The organism is Sphingorhabdus pulchriflava (genome assembly GCF_003367235.1).
GTDB lineage: Bacteria > Pseudomonadota > Alphaproteobacteria > Sphingomonadales > Sphingomonadaceae > Sphingorhabdus_B > Sphingorhabdus_B pulchriflava.
This window is the reverse complement of the sequence record NZ_QRGP01000002.1, coordinates 210,393-225,293: the sequence shown is the minus strand read 5'-3', so window position 1 is coordinate 225,293 and position 14,901 is coordinate 210,393. Positions and strand designations below refer to the sequence as shown.

The window sequence follows — 14,901 nt, the reverse complement described above, 5'->3', positions numbered from 1 at the left end:
GAAAAGGAAATGCATCCGGTCGTCCGGTCTGCAAGTTAGGCCCAATGGGCCGGGAGAGTTCGGTTGTTAGGGTTCAGTTCGAAAAGCGCTGGCGTTCGGTGACGTCGACCTGGACGAGTTTGCCTTCGTGCACAGTCAACTGGATCGCACCGAATTTCAGCCTGCCCAGCGCGTCGAGCACCGACTGCAAAGCAGGCGGAATGTCACCCTTTCGGCTTTCCCTGTCATGATCTTCATTGGCATTGGCCATAGCTGTCCTCCTGATCTGAACAGCTACCGGCTATAGTCAACCGTTTCAGTTGACAATTCAATTTTTGCTTCGTGTCGACCAAAAGAAAGTTTTGTCGGTTGAATCGAAAGCGGGGCTCAGCCCTCGGCCATCACGCCCATATCGATCGGGTCGGCAAGGCTGATCCGGTCGAGCACCGCCGCAGTTTCATCGCGCACCTGAAGCATTAACGCGCGCATGCGGCATTCGCTTTCCTCCAGGCAGTTCTTGCATTTTTCATGCGCGAAACGGCTGGCACAGGGGACGAGCGCGAGCGAGCCGCGGCTGATCCGGATGATGTCGCCATAGCTGATGTCGACTGGTGCCAAGGCCAGTTCATATCCACCATCGCGTCCGCGCTGCGACACCACAATGCCCGCGCGGCTCATCTCGGACAATATCACCGTCAGGAACTTGGCCGGAATATTCTGCGCCTCGGCAATTTCGGTCAGCGGTACCAAGCCCTGCTGGTATTTGTCAGCCAAGTGCATCAGAGCGCGAATGGTGTAGCGGGTTTTTTGCGACAGCATTGTCAACTTATGGAGTAGAGAGCGCCAAGTCGCAAGGACATTGCCGTTGGTTTCCGGGACAAAATTGCCCTGCTGCACAGGCACAAAACCCCATCCGTTTGCTTATCCACAAGGACTATGTTATACAGGAGTCTGCTATCGTCGAACGCGACGGAAATTTGAGGTGCATTTCGGGCCGAAGTCCAACAGGGACAGGGTCTGGCACGCGCAACGTCTTTTCTCACACGACCCTGGCCTCCCCGCACGGCGCTGTTGCCGTTCGGGTAAACTGTTTCGTGAAAGGAACGACCCATGACCACAGGTACCGTAAAATTCTTCAACACCGAAAAAGGCTATGGCTTTATTGCACCCGATGGCGGTGGCGATGACAGCTTTGTCCATATCTCTGCCGTGATGGCAGCCGGTATGTCGACGCTGAACAAGGAACAGCGCGTCAATTATGACGTCGAATCTGGTCGCGACGGCAAGAAAGCCGCGATCAACCTTTCGGCGGCCGACTAAGTTTTGGCCAAAGAAGAGCTACTGACGCTCGAAGGTGTAATCGATGAAATCCTGCCTGATGGCCGCTTTGGCGTCATGCTGGAAAACGAACACCGGATAATCGCTTACACGGCGGGGAAGATGCGGAAATTCCGCATCCGCTCCGTCGTGGGCGACCGCGTCCATGTCGAAATGACGCCCTATGACCTTTCAAAAGGGCGCATCATATTCCGTGAGCGCACCCCCGGATCGGGCTTTGGTCCCGGACCGAAGCGGCGCTGAACCATAGAAGGGAGCCCGCATGGCTACCGTCGAATTTTATCGCCAGCGCGCCGCCCAGGCGCAACTGGATGCCGAAAAGGCCACGCTCACCAATGTTCGCGAACGCCATCTGGTCGCGCGCGACACCTGGAACGACATGGCTGAGAAGGCCGAAAGCGTGATTGCCACGCGTGCTGCGACCGAGGCGGAGAAACGCGCTCTGGCCGAAACGGCCTGACGCTGCTCTGCCCGCTACTTTGCGGGATAGAAGAATTAATGTATTGCTAGCCCCCGCCCGCTTCGTTAGTCGACACGGACCGGGGCAAAGCGACCTCCCGGTCAAGTTGTCACTCAGCTGACAGCTCAAGCGTTGCCATTTGGCTGCCATTCTGGCGGACAAAAGGAGCATGCTTGTGACGATCACCACAATTCCCGCCTCCCCTTCACCTACCGTTTCGCTCGGCGAACTGACTCGCCTGTTTGGCAAGATAGGACTTGTCAGCTTTGGGGGGCCTGCAGGTCAGATTGCGTTGATGCACGAGGAAGTCGTCGACCGGAGACAATGGGTTTCCGAAGACGAATATCTGCAGGCGCTGAATCTGTGTCATTTGCTGCCCGGGCCCGAGGCTCAACAACTGGCCGCTTGGGTCGGCTGGCGCTTGCACGGCACGCTGGGCGGGCTGATCGCAGGCTTGTTGTTTGTGATTCCTGGTGCATCGGTGATGCTTGGTCTGTCGGCGCTATATGTACTGTCGATGCAGGTTGGTTGGCTGCAAGGCCTGTTCTTTGGCATCAAGGCCGCAGTGCTTGCGATCGTAGTGCAGGCGCTGCTGCGAATTGCGGGCAAGGCGCTGACCACGCCTGCGAAGCGCGCGCTGGCCGTGATCGCCTTTATGGCGCTGTTCGCGCTCCATATCCCCTTCCCCTTACTTATATTGGCAGCAGCATTGGTCGGCGCGATCGTCGCGTGGAAAGCGCCTGCGCTGTTTGCGCTGAAGCCAACAGCTGCCCCTACAACCGCACCGACCGGCCATTGGCTAGCGCATATAGCCAAAACCGTTTTCGTCTGGGGCATCATCTGGGCTGCGCCCATGATTCTAATTCTGCTCACGCTGGGGCAGGAGCATGTCCTGTGGAAGGTCGGAGCCTTTTTTTCACAACTCGCCATCGTCACCTTCGGCGGCGCCTATGCCGTGCTCGCCTATATGGCGCAGGAGGCGGTGAGCGGCTTTGGCTGGCTGAGCGCGGGCGAAATGGCCGACGGGCTGGGCCTTGCCGAAACCACGCCCGGCCCATTGATCCTCGTCACCCAGTTTGTCGGCTTTCTTGCAGGCTTCCGGGCACCTGACCCCTTCGATGCATGGACAGCAGGCGTGTTGGCAGCGCTGCTTACCACATGGGTCACCTTCGCCCCCTGCTTTCTGTGGATCTTTGCGCTTGCCCCTTTGATCGAACGGATGCGGGGCGTCGCGTGGCTTCAAGGTACCCTCGCGGCAATTACCGCTGCCGTGGTCGGCGTAATTGCCAACCTGTCGATCTGGTTTGCGCTGCATGTGCTGTTCCGCAATGTGGGCCAGCTTGATTTTGGCATCGGCTCGGTCTGGTGGCCGGAATGGGCCACGCTCGATCTCAGAGCACTGGCCATCGGGCTTGGCGCAGCATTCATGCTATTCGGCCTCAAATGGGGAATTATCCACACGCTGGCGTTATGTGCACTGGCTGGGCTGGCGCTCAACTTTCTCTAGCGGATTTCAAGAAATAAAGCCGTAGCCATATACTGCATCGCGGCCGGGTTCGCCCAAATCTCGGGCTTCGCTTTCGAGCCGCTTTATGCATTTGAGACGCGTTGTCGGGTTCTTGCTGCCGGTACAGCGGGCCATCCACGCAGCGACGTGCGGGGTGGCAAAAGATGTGCCACTTTGCCGGCCGGTTTTACCACCTGGAGTCGCAGCTGCGATGTCGACGCCCAACGCCGCAACGCGAACATATTTGCCCTGATTGGCGTAGCGGTAAACGCGCAGGTTTTTGTCCACAGCGGTCACCGCTACGACATCGGGCAATGCTGCCGGATAGGCTGGCGGTGCGGTCGGGCCGCCATTTCCTGCCGCCGCCACAATTACATGGCCCATAGTGCTTGCCTTGCGAACCAGCGCGTCCAATATTTTGTTTCGCGGGCCGGCAAGGCTGATGTTTATCACCGGCACTTGCTGTTGAACCATCCAGTCAAGTGCGCGCACAATGGCGTCGGCTGATGTATAGGGTTTGCCGATACCACTCTGGAAAATATTCGCGGCATAAATTGTCGCCGCGCCTTCGCTGGCAAGCAGAGAGGCAATAGCCGTGCCATGCTCTGTCGGCACAGCTTTGTTATTGCCGCTAAAGTCGCGTGTCATCAGCGATAATTTGGACAAAGCTTTGTGCCCGGCAACGCCTGTATCGATCATGCCGATTTTCAAAGTTCCGGCCTTTGCCTTTATCGCTGAGCCACTTTTCGCCGACGGTCCGCCTTGCGGGGAGAATAGCAGGCCATAATAATGTGTCATATCATAGCTGCCTTGCGCATCGGTGCTGCGCATCAATTCCAGCGCTGTACTGGAATCCATGCCCTTTGGTGCAGCAAAGCGGATTACTTCACTGCCCAGACCGGGAAGTTTTGTCCGCTCGATAACCGTAAATCCCGCACCGACAGCTAGCCCGACCGATCTTTCGTCGACATCGATGCCGACGATTTCTCCATTACGGACCGGGAACCCCTTTCCGTCAAAATCGGGGCTTTCAGAGCTTGCAAGATCGCGCATCGTTTCGGAGGAGCCATGGCTGTCCTCCATTGCATCTTCTGCAGCCTTAGCCGCATCCTCGGCTGCATCGGCGGCGTCTTTGGCAGCATCTTCGGCAGCCTTTGCGGCATCGTCGGCTGCGTCCGCCGCGTCTTTGGCGGCCTGTTCCTCTGCGTCGGCGGCATCTTTGATCGCCTGCTCTTGAGCATCGGCCTGAGCCTTGGCCAAGTCTTCGGCAGCGCGGACTTCGGCGCGTTGACCATCTTCGGTGGTTTTGATTTCGTCTATCCGCGTGCGTTCAGCGGCGCGCGCGGCTTCTTCGCTGGCGCGCGCGCTGTCCCTAGTTGCGCGTTCCGCAGCCCGGATCGAGGCTTCCATCGCCTTGTCTGCACGGTCCTCGCGGTCGCCGGCGTGCAACTGGGCGGAACCCGATGTCAGCGCCACTGTTATGATCGCGGTCAATCCCGCTTTCGAAACGGTGGTACCGGTTTTATTTCGAGCCATAGGCGAAGTCTCGCGCTTTCGGCCCCATTTTGCAATATGCTGTATCATGCAGTGACAACGGTCAGCCTTGACAATTATTCCACTGAACCGGAGAAATAAAATCACGTCTATCCATGCAGATAGATTTTTGGGGTTTCGATTACGGAATAAAATCCGCCTCGATACGTTAGGGCTTCGAACAGGATGCACGCCGGCAACGCAGAGATGGAAAGCGTCAAGGCACGCATCGTGGCATTTCTGCCGCGCCTGCGCCGTTTCTGTATGGTGCTGTCGCGGAGCGAAGACAGGGGCGATGATTTGATGCAAGCAACAGTCGAAAGGGCGCTGACGCGAATCGACCAGTGGCAACCGGGCACGAGCCTGGAAAGCTGGATGTTCCGGATCGCGCAAAACATCCATATCGATGAAGCGAGGGCTTCGGCCCGTCGCGGCACTTCGATCGACATCGACGAAGCGGTTTCTATCGCCGGAGACGATGGGCGAGCCATCGTCGAGGGGCGTTCAGATCTTGAACGGGCAAAGATGGCAATGGCGACGCTGCCGGATGATCAACGAGCGTTGATGGCGCTGGTTGTGCTCGACGGACGTACTTACAAGGAAGCGGCGGAAATCCTCGATATCCCGATCGGAACGGTGATGAGCCGCATAGCGCGGGCGCGCCAGTCGATCGACCGTGCACTATATGGCGAAAGACAGGACAATGGCTGACCGGGCAGAAACAATCGCCGCTTATCTGGACGGGAACCTGACCGGCGAAGCGCGCGCGCGTTTTGAAGCGGAGATGCGGGATGATGCTGCGCTCGCCGCCGAGGTGCACCAGTGGCAGGCCAGTGACGCAATGGTGCGCGCTGCATTTCCGCTTTCAGAAGACGGGATAGACGCTGCCTTGCTCGAACGCCTGGGGCTCGGGACCGTTGAAGGTGAAGCAAAAGCACTTCCCGTCGCCGCGAATGACAATCGTTGGTCGTGGGGCCGCATCGGTCTTGTGGGTGGAGCGCTTGCGGCGTCGCTGGCAATAGCGATGGTGCTGTTTCAGCCCGAAGCCGGAGGATTTGCTGATGACCAGCAATTCCAGATCGCGATGGAGAAGCTGCCTTCAGGGCAGACAAGAGAATTGGCGAGTGGTGACACCGTCGGCCCCGTCCTCACCTTCCGCGCAGGCGATGGCCGCTTTTGCCGCGAATTTTCCGGTGAGAACACTGGCGGTGGAATTGCTTGCCGCTCGGGTGGCAAATGGACGATCGAGGCTCAGGCCAAATATGGTGCTGTTGTCGGAAATGGCAGTGAAATCGGTACGGCCGCTGGAAGCGAACCGGCAGCGCTGGATACCGCAATGGAACGTCTGAAGGCATCCGATCCGTTAAATGGCGACAAAGAAAAGATAGCTATTTCATTAGGTTGGATCCAATAAGCAGTTTTTCCGTTCGCAGATGGAATAATTGCTTCTCTTTCCCGTTGTGAAAAGACCGGCACCCCCTGCCGGGTCCATTCGGGAGAAACATAATGACTACTATCTGGAAACTGGGCGTCGCAACCGTCGCCATTTGTGCAGCAACCCTGAGTGCCGGAAGCGCGATGGCGCGTCGCGGTGCCGACGATCCGGCAGGCCATGTCCGTCAGTGCCGCGGTTGCGACGATGCACCGGGTGATGTTCGCCAAGGCCGTGGAGCCGACGATCCTGCCGATCATGACATCAGTGACGACAAGGGTGGCCTGCGCGAGCGCGGTCGCGGCGCCGATGATCCAGCCGATCACGATGCGAATGACGACCGTGGCGGACGTGGCAATGACGATCCGGCCGATCATGATGCAAATGACGACAATGGCGGCGATCGTGTGCGCACAGCTGATGACAGCGGCCAGGGACGTGGACGAGGTCGTGGACGCGGTGGTGACGACGCCCCGGGCGATGACCGCGGCGGCCATGGTGCCGACGATCCGGCATAACCGGACCGCTGGCGGCTCCGGGAAGGTCGCTCCTTCCCGGAGCCTATAGCTTTTTTGATTGACGCGTAGGCTGCAAGCGGAAAGTCTGGCCTACCAAGTTCCGGGGAAACAATATGAAAATCCAACCCAAAACACTGATGGCCTCTGGCATGTTGCTAGCATGCCTTGCCAGCCAACCGGCCTTTGCCGAGGACCAATCGTCGACGACCAGTTCAACCGATGACAAGGGAGTGCTGCGTTTTTCGACTGGCATCAACTATTCGAAGGGCGATTATGGTGAGTTAACCAGTACCAAGGTGATATCGGCACCGGTGAGCTTGAAATACAGCAAAGACAATTTCAGCATCCGTGTATCGGTGCCTTATGTGCGTATCGACGGCCCCGGGTCGCTGATCCAGACACCCGAGGGACGCGACGGCGGCGGCAGCGGCGGACGTACCGACAATAGCGGACCTGGAAGCGCCAATTCAGGATCAGGCTCAAGCGGTTCGGGTGATATCGAGGTCGATGATAGCGGCGGCGCCCCCATAAGCTCTAGGCGCAGCGGATTTGGTGATGTGGTTATCGCCTCAACCTATTCGTTCGATCTTGGAAATGATTTCTACATAGACGCGACCGGCAAGGTGAAACTGCCGACCGCTGCCAAATCAAAGCGCCTGGGAACGGGCAAAGTGGATGTCACGGCCGCCCTCGATTTTGTCAAAGAGGTGGGCTCCACCACGCTTTATGTTCATGGCCGGCGTAAATTTGCGGGTAATTCGACTGCCGTGCCGGTACGCGACACTTGGGGTGCTGGTGCCGGCGCCAGCGTTCGTGCAGGAAATGGCGTGACGGTGGGTGCGGACTATGACTGGCAACAGTCGGCCATCGTCGGCAACCAGGCCTCGAGCGAAGTCACCGGTTGGGCGAGCTTCCGGCTTGCCAAGGGCTTTAACATGTCGATTTTCGGGAGCACCGGCCTGAATAGCAATAGCACCGATTTTGCAGGCGGCCTGACGCTCAGCATCAGGCTCAACTGATCCACGGTTCGGGGACCGGCCCTTCGGGTCGCATCGAGGCTGATCCCCCGCGCGACCAGGCAGATTTACCTCCGCCTGGTCGCGCAGTTCAGCCTTGTACTTGACTCTGCGCGTGTTGCTGCTAATGGCCAGCGCCGACCGAGGGGCTTGCCCTTCGATCACCGTCCGAGACAGTTGGTGACCGGAATTTGCCGGTCTTAATTTCCAGCCTAGACGGGGATAGAGATTTCAGGCGTAATTGCGCGCCTTCGCTTATGCAATCTGCCCTGTGCGGTTGCCGGCATGAAACTTCCCCACGGACTTAAGCTAGCGGATCGCCCATCCGGGTGATTCCGTGATTTCGTGTTGGGCCTGTCTTCGGGCGGGTCCAGTGATTGGAGTAATGCATGAACCGTTCTGAAAAGACCGATACGGTTGCTGCGCTGAATGCAACCTTCAATGAAGCCGCGGTTGTCGTGGTCACCCGTAATCTGGGTCTGACCGTCGCACAATCGACCGACCTTCGCCTGAAGATGCGTGACGCCGGTGCCGGTTACAAGGTCGCCAAGAACCGCCTTGCCAAAATCGCGTTGAACGACACGCAGTATGAATCCCTCAGCGATCTGCTGACCGGACCGACTGCGCTTGCCACATCGGGTGATCCGGTTGCAGCCGCCAAGGTTGCTGTCGAATTTGCCAAAACCAACGACAAGCTTGAAATTGTCGGTGGTGCGATGGGCTCGACCGTCCTCGACGTCGAAGGTGTCATGGCGCTGGCTTCGTTGCCGTCGCTCGATGAACTGCGCGCCAAGCTGATCGGCCTTGTCCAGGCCCCGGCTACCAAGGTTGTACAGGTTATCTCTGCGCCTGCAGGACAGCTGGCTCGGGTTTTTGGTGCCTATGCGGCGAAAGAAGCCGCATAATTTGTTTTCACATCCCCTGCGCGGCGAGCGATCGCGCGGGTAGAATTGCATAGAAATTGGAGTGTTATTGAAATGGCTGATATTGAAAAGCTGGTAGAAGAACTGAGCAAGCTGACCGTCCTCGAAGCTGCTGACCTTGCCAAGGCTCTGGAAGAAAAGTGGGGCGTTTCCGCTGCTGCTGCCGTTGCTGTTGCAGCACCTGCTGGCGGCGCTGCTGCTCCTGCTGCTGAAGAGCAGACCGAATTCGACGTCATCCTGACCGGCGACGGCGGCAACAAGATCGCCGTCATCAAGGAAGTCCGCGCCATCACCGCGCTCGGCCTGACCGAAGCCAAGGCTCTTGTTGAGTCGGCTCCGAAGGCGATCAAGGAAGGCGTCAACAAGGCTGAAGCCGAAGACATCAAGGCGAAAATCCTTGCTGCTGGCGGCACTGTTGAACTGAAGTAATTCAGTTTTCCCCGACGGGGGAAATGGGGGGCGGTCTGCGCAAGCGGGCCGCCCTTTTTCTTTGCGCTTTCGAAATGTGCACGGCATTTAGCCGAGATGACCGACAACGCCGATCTCGCCGCCCTTATCCGTACCATTCCGGATTACCCCAAGCCCGGCATATTGTTCCGCGATGTATCGACACTGCTCCTCGACGGGCAGGGCTTTCGGCAGACGATTGACCGGATGGCTGCGCTGGTCGCGCCCGATACCCGACTGATTGCAGGCATCGAGGCACGTGGCTTTATCGTCGCGGCCGGGCTGAGCTATGCGCTGGGGCTCGGCAAGCTGATGCTGCGTAAACCCGGCAAGCTACCCGGCGAAAAGATCGGCGTCGACTATGCGCTCGAATATGGCACCGACCGGATCGAACTGCACACCGGACAGGTAAGGCCGGGACAGAAAGTGGTACTGGTCGACGACCTGATCGCTACCGGCGGCACCGCCTTGGCAGGTATTGACCTGATCCGGCAGGCGGGTGGCGTGGTTGAGCAGGCGCTGTTCATCGTCGACCTGCCCGAACTGGGTGGCGCGGAGAAATTGCGCGCGGTTGGCGTCGAACCGACAGCGCTGATCGGGTTTGACGGGCATTGAAGTCACTCCTCATCCTCGCCGCACTTCCAGAGGAAGCTGACGCCTTCCGCCCCGGGGAGGGTTGCATCGTCGAAGGCGAACCCATGCTCGTGCGCATCGTCGAAACAGGTGACATCCGGATCAAAATCGTCACCTGCGGACTTGGCAAGGTCAACGCAGCTTTGGCTGTCGGGCGCTACGCCAATGCCGACACTGCACTGATCGCGATGACAGGCACCTGCGGGCGGATCGGCGCAATACAAGGTGACTGCTTCTGGATCGCAAAGGCCATCCAGCACGACTATGGCGCACGGCAGGCGGATGGCTTTGTCCATTATCGCGCGGGTGACTGGCCGATGGGCAATGCGCGCGACCATGCCTTTGCCGCTATGCCCGATCCGGGCTTAGGCCTGCCCCACGCAGCCATCGCCAGCGGCGATGTTTTCCTCGAATGCCCAGCGACAGCAGAGGCGCTGGCCAAACATCTCCGCACGCACTTGGTCGACATGGAAGTCGCCGCAGTGGCACAGGCTGCTGAAGCCCTCGGCTTACCCTGGGTGGCCATCAAAGCCGTGACCGACGGCGCGGATGGCGAAAGCGCGGGCGATTTCAGCTTCAATTTGCGAAAAGCGGCACGAAAAGCAGCCGAGGCGATGGAACGGCTGGTCGCTTTCCCCATTCCGGCTCCTTGACGCTAACGCCACCAAACCCTATACAGCGAACATCCGTCCACTCTTTCGGGATCGGGGCAAAACCGCGCATTGCCTCCAACGAATTGAAAGATAGGGCTTTTCTGACGCGATAGGCTGCTGGCCACCACCGATTCGAACGGGGTGATGCCATGCGGCCTTTTCGTTGTCGGAAATTCTGCGCTCGCAATTTGATTATTCTCTAGACGAGGCTGAGCAACACTCATGGCTAAAGCAGCGGTTTCCGCATCACTAGGCGCATCCACCGCCCTTTCGCGCAAAAAGCGCATTCGCAAGATTTTCGGTGACATCCACGAAGTCATCGACATGCCAAACCTGATCGAGGTTCAGCGCGAAAGCTATGAGCAGTTCCTGCGCTCTGACCCGTCGGTTGGTTACATTTCCGGTCTCGAAAAGACGCTGCGCAGCGTTTTCCCGATCCGCGATTTTGCCGGAACCTGCGAACTCGATTTCGTCCATTACGAACTCGAAGAGCCCAAATATGACGTCGAGGAATGCCGCCAGCGCGGTATTACCTATTCGGCTCAGATGAAGGTCACGTTGCGCCTGATCGTCTTTGAAGTCGACCCCGACACCGAGGCCCGTTCCGTCCTCGATATCAAGGAGCAGGACGTTTACATGGGCGAAATGCCGCTCATGACCGGCAACGGCACCTTCTTCATCAACGGCACCGAGCGCGTTATAGTGTCGCAGATGCACCGCTCGCCGGGCGTGCTGTTTGACCATGATCGTGGCAAGACCCACTCGTCGGGCAAATATCTCTTTGCCGCACGCGTCATCCCCTATCGCGGTTCGTGGCTCGATTTCGAATTTGACGCCAAGGACATCGTCAACGTCCGTATCGACCGCAAGCGCAAGCTGCCGGTCACAACACTGCTTTATTCGCTGGGCCTGAATGCTGAGGAAATCCTCAACCACTTCTACGACCGCGTGGTCTTTGCCCGCGCCAAGGGTGGCTGGAAAATTCCGTTCAACGCTGAACAATGGCGCGCGTCCAAGCCGAGCTTCGATATTGTCGACGCCAAGTCGGGTGAGGTTATTTTCCCCGCCGGTCAAAAAATCACGCCGCGCGCCGCCAACAAGGCAGTCAAGGACGGCCTGTCCGAACTACTGATCCCGACCGAGGAAATCTTCGGCCGCTACTCAGCTTTCGATCTGGTCGACGACAAGACCGGCCGCATCTATGTTGAGGCTGGCGATGAAATCACTGCCGAAAATCTCGAAGCGCTCGACAAGGCCGGCATCGACAGCCTTGAGCTGCTCGATATCGACCATGTCATCACCGGCGCCTGGATGCGCAACACGTTGAAGGCTGACAAGGCCGAGAACCGCGACATGGGTCTCGACGCGATTTACCGCGTCATGCGCCCCGGCGAACCGCCGACCCGCGAAACCGCAGAGGCGTTGTTCGCTGGCCTGTTCTTCGATCCCGATCGTTACGACCTGTCGGCGGTTGGTCGCGTAAAGCTCAACATGCGCCTCGCACTCGAAGTCGAAGACACGTTGACCACGCTGCGCACCGAAGACATTCTCGCGGTGGTCAAGGAACTGGTCAATCTGAAGGACGGCAAGGGCGAAATCGACGATATCGACAATCTCGGCAACCGCCGTGTCCGTTCGGTCGGTGAATTGCTCGAAAACCAGTATCGCGTCGGCCTGCTCCGCATGGAGCGCGCGGTCAAGGAACGCATGAGCTCGGTAGACGTGTCAACGGTGATGCCGAACGACCTGATCAACGCCAAACCGGCGGTTGCAGCGGTACGTGAATTCTTCGGCTCCTCGCAGCTCTCGCAGTTCATGGACCAGACCAACCCGCTGTCGGAAGTCACCCACAAGCGCCGTGTTTCGGCACTTGGGCCGGGCGGTCTGACCCGCGAACGTGCAGGCTTTGAAGTCCGCGACGTCCACCCGACGCACTATGGCCGTATCTGCCCGATTGAAACGCCGGAAGGCCCGAACATCGGCCTGATCAACTCGCTGGCTTCGTTCAGCCGCGTCAACAAATATGGCTTCATCGAAACGCCCTATCGCAAGATCATCGATGGCAAGGTGACGACCGACGTCGTCTATCTGTCAGCGATGGAAGAGCAAAAGCACACCGTTGCGCAGGCGAACGCCGAATTGAACGCCGACGGCAGCTTTGCCGACGAACTGATTTCGGCTCGCCAGAATGGCGAATTCGTCATGGCACCGCGCGAGCAAGTGACGCTGATGGACGTCAGCCCCAAGCAGCTGGTTTCGGTTGCAGCATCGCTCATTCCCTTCCTGGAAAACGATGACGCCAACCGCGCACTGATGGGGTCGAACATGCAACGTCAGGCAGTTCCGCTGCTGCGTGCAGAGGCTCCGCTGGTCGGCACCGGCATGGAAGAAACCGTTGCGCGCGATTCAGGCGCCGCTATTGGTGCCCGCCGCACCGGTATCGTCGACCAGGTAGACGCGACACGTATCGTTGTCCGCGTGACCGGCGAGGTCGAACCCGGCCAGTCGGGCGTCGACATCTACACGCTGCAGAAGTTCCAGCGTTCGAACCAGAACACCTGCATCAACCAGAAACCGTTGGTGAAGGTGGGCGACGCGATCGAAGCAGGCGACATCATCGCCGACGGTCCGTCAACTGAACTGGGTGAACTGGCACTGGGCAAGAACAGCCTCGTCGCCTTCATGCCCTGGAATGGCTACAACTACGAAGACTCGATCCTGATTTCGGAACGCATCGTGAAGGATGACGTCTTCACCTCGATCCATATCGAGGAATTTGAAGTCATGGCCCGCGACACCAAGCTTGGGCCCGAAGACATCACCCGCGATATTCCTAATGTCGGCGAAGAAGCTTTGCGCAGCCTCGACGAAGCGGGCATTGTTTATATCGGTGCCGAAGTGCATCCGGGCGATATCCTCGTCGGCAAAATCACCCCCAAGGGTGAATCGCCGATGACGCCGGAAGAAAAGCTGTTGCGCGCAATCTTTGGTGAAAAGGCCAGCGACGTGCGCGACACCTCGCTTCGCCTGCCGCCAGGCGTTGCCGGTACTGTCGTTGAAGTGCGCGTGTTCAACCGCCACGGCATCGACAAGGACGAGCGCGCCATGGCCATCGAACGCGAGGAAATCGAACGCCTTGCGAAGGACCGCGAAGACGAACGCTCGATCCTCAACCGCGCCACTTATAATCGCCTGAAAGACATGCTGATCGGTCAGACCGTCGCAGCTGGCCCAAAAGGCATCAAAAAGGGCGACAAGATTTCAGAAGACAATCTGGCCGAAGTCGAGCGTCACGAATGGTGGAAAATCGCCGTCACCGATGACAAGGTTCAGGGCGACCTCGAAGCTGTGAAGACGCAGTATGACGATGCCGTCAAACTGATCGTCGAAAAGTTCGAAGACCGTCGTGAAAAGCTGGAGCGCGGGGACGAGCTGGCCCCCGGCGTGCTGAAGATGGTCAAGGTCTTCGTCGCGGTGAAGCGCAAGCTGCAGCCGGGTGACAAGATGGCGGGCCGTCACGGCAACAAGGGCGTTATCTCGCGGATCCTGCCGCAAGAAGACATGCCATTCCTTGCCGATGGTACGCCGGTCGACATCGTTCTCAACCCGCTGGGTGTGCCTTCGCGCATGAACGTCGGACAGATCTTTGAAACGCACCTTGGCTGGGCCGCACGCGGCCTTGGCAAGCAAATTGAAGCTTCGCTGGAAGAATGGCGTGCAGCCAACCCCAACCCCGAAGCCGGGTCCGCACCCTCTGCCATCCGCGAACGTCTCGCCGACATTTATGGCGAGAATTATGCGGCAGAGGTCAAGAACCGTTCGGACGCCGAAATCATCGATCTGGCCGAGCATCTGACCTTTGGCGTTCCAATGGGCACCCCGGTGTTCGACGGTGCGAAAGAGCAGGATGTGTCCGACATGCTGGCACGCGCTGGTCTCGACACCTCGGGCCAGAGCGACCTGTTTGACGGACGCACTGGTGACAAGTTCGACCGCAAGGTGACCGTGGGCTATATCTATATGCTCAAGCTCCACCACTTGGTCGATGACAAGATCCACGCCCGTTCGATCGGCCCCTACAGCCTCGTTACCCAGCAGCCGCTGGGCGGCAAGGCACAGTTCGGTGGCCAGCGCTTCGGGGAAATGGAGGTCTGGGCTCTGCAGGCCTATGGCGCAGCCTATACGCTGCAGGAAATGCTGACGGTGAAGTCGGACGACGTGGTTGGCCGCACCAAGGTTTACGAAGCGATCGTCAAGGGCGACGACACCTTCGAAGCCGGCATTCCGGAGAGCTTCAACGTTCTCGTCAAGGAAATGCGTTCGCTTGGCCTCAATGTTGATCTGAAGTCATTGAATGACAGCGAAGACGAACTGCCGGAGGCAGCGGAATAACGGAACCGGGCGGCGACAACGCCGCCCTACCCCGCCAGCCCGCTTTCAATTTTCGGAGCCTTAAAGCTCC

The 14,901-nt window shown here is 58.6% G+C and carries 16 protein-coding genes; 13 read left to right on the top strand and 3 right to left on the bottom strand.

The genetic code is table 11. The annotated features are described in order from the left end of the window. Positions 1-73: 73 nt before the first annotated feature. Both DXH95_RS11785 and DXH95_RS11780 read right to left on the bottom strand, forming a co-directional pair. Positions 74-250: a YezD family protein gene (locus DXH95_RS11785; protein WP_115549734.1), complete on the bottom strand. Its 177-nt coding sequence runs from the start codon at positions 248-250 to the stop codon at positions 74-76. Between the two features lie 116 nt (positions 251-366). Then, the gene (locus DXH95_RS11780) at positions 367-798 is read right to left on the bottom strand and encodes an RrF2 family transcriptional regulator (RefSeq protein ID WP_115550159.1); all 432 of its coding nucleotides are present in this window, start codon (positions 796-798) and stop codon (positions 367-369) included. A gap of 291 nt (positions 799-1,089) precedes the next feature. On the opposite strand from DXH95_RS11780, the gene DXH95_RS11775 reads away from it, so the two are divergent. The 4 genes from DXH95_RS11775 to chrA all read left to right on the top strand — a co-directional run bounded on the left by DXH95_RS11775 (position 1,090) and on the right by chrA (position 3,284). After that, positions 1,090-1,299, top strand: coding sequence for a cold-shock protein (locus DXH95_RS11775; RefSeq protein ID WP_115549733.1), 210 nt, complete (start codon positions 1,090-1,092; stop codon positions 1,297-1,299). A 3-nt stretch (positions 1,300-1,302) separates the two neighbouring features. Continuing rightward, the gene (infA, locus tag DXH95_RS11770; RefSeq protein WP_115549732.1) at positions 1,303-1,560 is read left to right on the top strand and encodes a translation initiation factor IF-1; all 258 of its coding nucleotides are present in this window, start codon (positions 1,303-1,305) and stop codon (positions 1,558-1,560) included. A 19-nt stretch (positions 1,561-1,579) separates the two neighbouring features. Next, positions 1,580-1,777, top strand: a complete 198-nt coding sequence (locus DXH95_RS11765; RefSeq protein ID WP_115549731.1) for a hypothetical protein — start codon at positions 1,580-1,582, stop codon at positions 1,775-1,777. Positions 1,778-1,946: 169 nt separating this feature from the next. Then, positions 1,947-3,284, top strand: a complete 1,338-nt coding sequence (gene chrA / locus DXH95_RS11760) for a chromate efflux transporter (RefSeq protein ID WP_115549730.1) — start codon at positions 1,947-1,949, stop codon at positions 3,282-3,284. Between the two features lie 6 nt (positions 3,285-3,290). Here chrA and DXH95_RS11755 read toward each other — a convergent pair whose 3' ends face one another. Continuing rightward, complete coding sequence (locus tag DXH95_RS11755) at positions 3,291-4,820, bottom strand: S8 family serine peptidase (RefSeq protein ID WP_115549729.1); 1,530 nt, start codon at positions 4,818-4,820, stop codon at positions 3,291-3,293. Between the two features lie 183 nt (positions 4,821-5,003). On the opposite strand from DXH95_RS11755, the gene DXH95_RS11750 reads away from it, so the two are divergent. The 9 genes from DXH95_RS11750 (at position 5,004) to rpoB (ending at position 14,831) form a co-directional block, all read left to right on the top strand. Continuing rightward, complete coding sequence (locus tag DXH95_RS11750) at positions 5,004-5,528, top strand: RNA polymerase sigma factor (protein WP_115549728.1); 525 nt, start codon at positions 5,004-5,006, stop codon at positions 5,526-5,528. Further along, positions 5,521-6,231 carry a hypothetical protein gene (locus DXH95_RS11745; protein WP_115549727.1) on the top strand — a complete coding sequence of 237 codons (711 nt, stop codon included), beginning with the start codon at positions 5,521-5,523 and terminating at the stop codon, positions 6,229-6,231. Before DXH95_RS11750 ends, DXH95_RS11745 begins: the two co-directional genes overlap by 8 nt. A 92-nt stretch (positions 6,232-6,323) precedes the next feature. Beyond that, entirely contained in the window at positions 6,324-6,767 is a 444-nt protein-coding gene (locus DXH95_RS11740; RefSeq protein ID WP_115549726.1) for a hypothetical protein, read from the top strand. 113 nt (positions 6,768-6,880) lie between these two features. Next, positions 6,881-7,786 (top strand): hypothetical protein, encoded by a 906-nt coding sequence (locus tag DXH95_RS11735; RefSeq protein WP_115549725.1) that lies wholly within the window; start codon positions 6,881-6,883, stop codon positions 7,784-7,786. Between the two features lie 386 nt (positions 7,787-8,172). Further along, positions 8,173-8,688 carry a 50S ribosomal protein L10 gene (gene rplJ / locus DXH95_RS11730; protein WP_115549724.1) on the top strand — a complete coding sequence of 172 codons (516 nt, stop codon included), beginning with the start codon at positions 8,173-8,175 and terminating at the stop codon, positions 8,686-8,688. A 72-nt stretch (positions 8,689-8,760) separates the two neighbouring features. Next, on the top strand, positions 8,761-9,135 hold the full coding sequence (rplL, locus tag DXH95_RS11725) for a 50S ribosomal protein L7/L12 (RefSeq protein ID WP_115549723.1): 375 nt from the start codon (positions 8,761-8,763) through the stop codon (positions 9,133-9,135). Between the two features lie 96 nt (positions 9,136-9,231). Continuing rightward, entirely contained in the window at positions 9,232-9,768 is a 537-nt protein-coding gene (locus DXH95_RS11720) for an adenine phosphoribosyltransferase (RefSeq protein WP_115549722.1), read from the top strand. Next, entirely contained in the window at positions 9,765-10,439 is a 675-nt protein-coding gene (locus DXH95_RS11715) for a 5'-methylthioadenosine/S-adenosylhomocysteine nucleosidase family protein (protein WP_115549721.1), read from the top strand. Before DXH95_RS11720 ends, DXH95_RS11715 begins: the two co-directional genes overlap by 4 nt. Positions 10,440-10,661: 222 nt before the next feature. Then, positions 10,662-14,831, top strand: a complete 4,170-nt coding sequence (rpoB, locus tag DXH95_RS11710) for a DNA-directed RNA polymerase subunit beta (protein WP_115549720.1) — start codon at positions 10,662-10,664, stop codon at positions 14,829-14,831. The last annotated feature ends 70 nt before the right edge of the window (positions 14,832-14,901 follow it).

Coding starts and splice junctions, on each gene's coding strand:
- DXH95_RS11785 (WP_115549734.1), bottom strand. CDS start 250: ATGGCCAATGCCAATGAAGATCATGACAGGGAAAGCCGAAAGGGTGAC.
- DXH95_RS11780 (WP_115550159.1), bottom strand. CDS start 798: ATGCTGTCGCAAAAAACCCGCTACACCATTCGCGCTCTGATGCACTTG.
- DXH95_RS11775 (WP_115549733.1), top strand. CDS start 1,090: ATGACCACAGGTACCGTAAAATTCTTCAACACCGAAAAAGGCTATGGC.
- DXH95_RS11765 (WP_115549731.1), top strand. CDS start 1,580: ATGGCTACCGTCGAATTTTATCGCCAGCGCGCCGCCCAGGCGCAACTG.
- chrA (WP_115549730.1), top strand. CDS start 1,947: ATGCTTGTGACGATCACCACAATTCCCGCCTCCCCTTCACCTACCGTT.
- DXH95_RS11755 (WP_115549729.1), bottom strand. CDS start 4,820: ATGGCTCGAAATAAAACCGGTACCACCGTTTCGAAAGCGGGATTGACC.
- DXH95_RS11750 (WP_115549728.1), top strand. CDS start 5,004: ATGCACGCCGGCAACGCAGAGATGGAAAGCGTCAAGGCACGCATCGTG.
- DXH95_RS11745 (WP_115549727.1), top strand. CDS start 5,521: ATGGCTGACCGGGCAGAAACAATCGCCGCTTATCTGGACGGGAACCTG.
- DXH95_RS11740 (WP_115549726.1), top strand. CDS start 6,324: ATGACTACTATCTGGAAACTGGGCGTCGCAACCGTCGCCATTTGTGCA.
- DXH95_RS11735 (WP_115549725.1), top strand. CDS start 6,881: ATGAAAATCCAACCCAAAACACTGATGGCCTCTGGCATGTTGCTAGCA.
- rplJ (WP_115549724.1), top strand. CDS start 8,173: ATGAACCGTTCTGAAAAGACCGATACGGTTGCTGCGCTGAATGCAACC.
- rplL (WP_115549723.1), top strand. CDS start 8,761: ATGGCTGATATTGAAAAGCTGGTAGAAGAACTGAGCAAGCTGACCGTC.
- DXH95_RS11720 (WP_115549722.1), top strand. CDS start 9,232: ATGACCGACAACGCCGATCTCGCCGCCCTTATCCGTACCATTCCGGAT.
- rpoB (WP_115549720.1), top strand. CDS start 10,662: ATGGCTAAAGCAGCGGTTTCCGCATCACTAGGCGCATCCACCGCCCTT.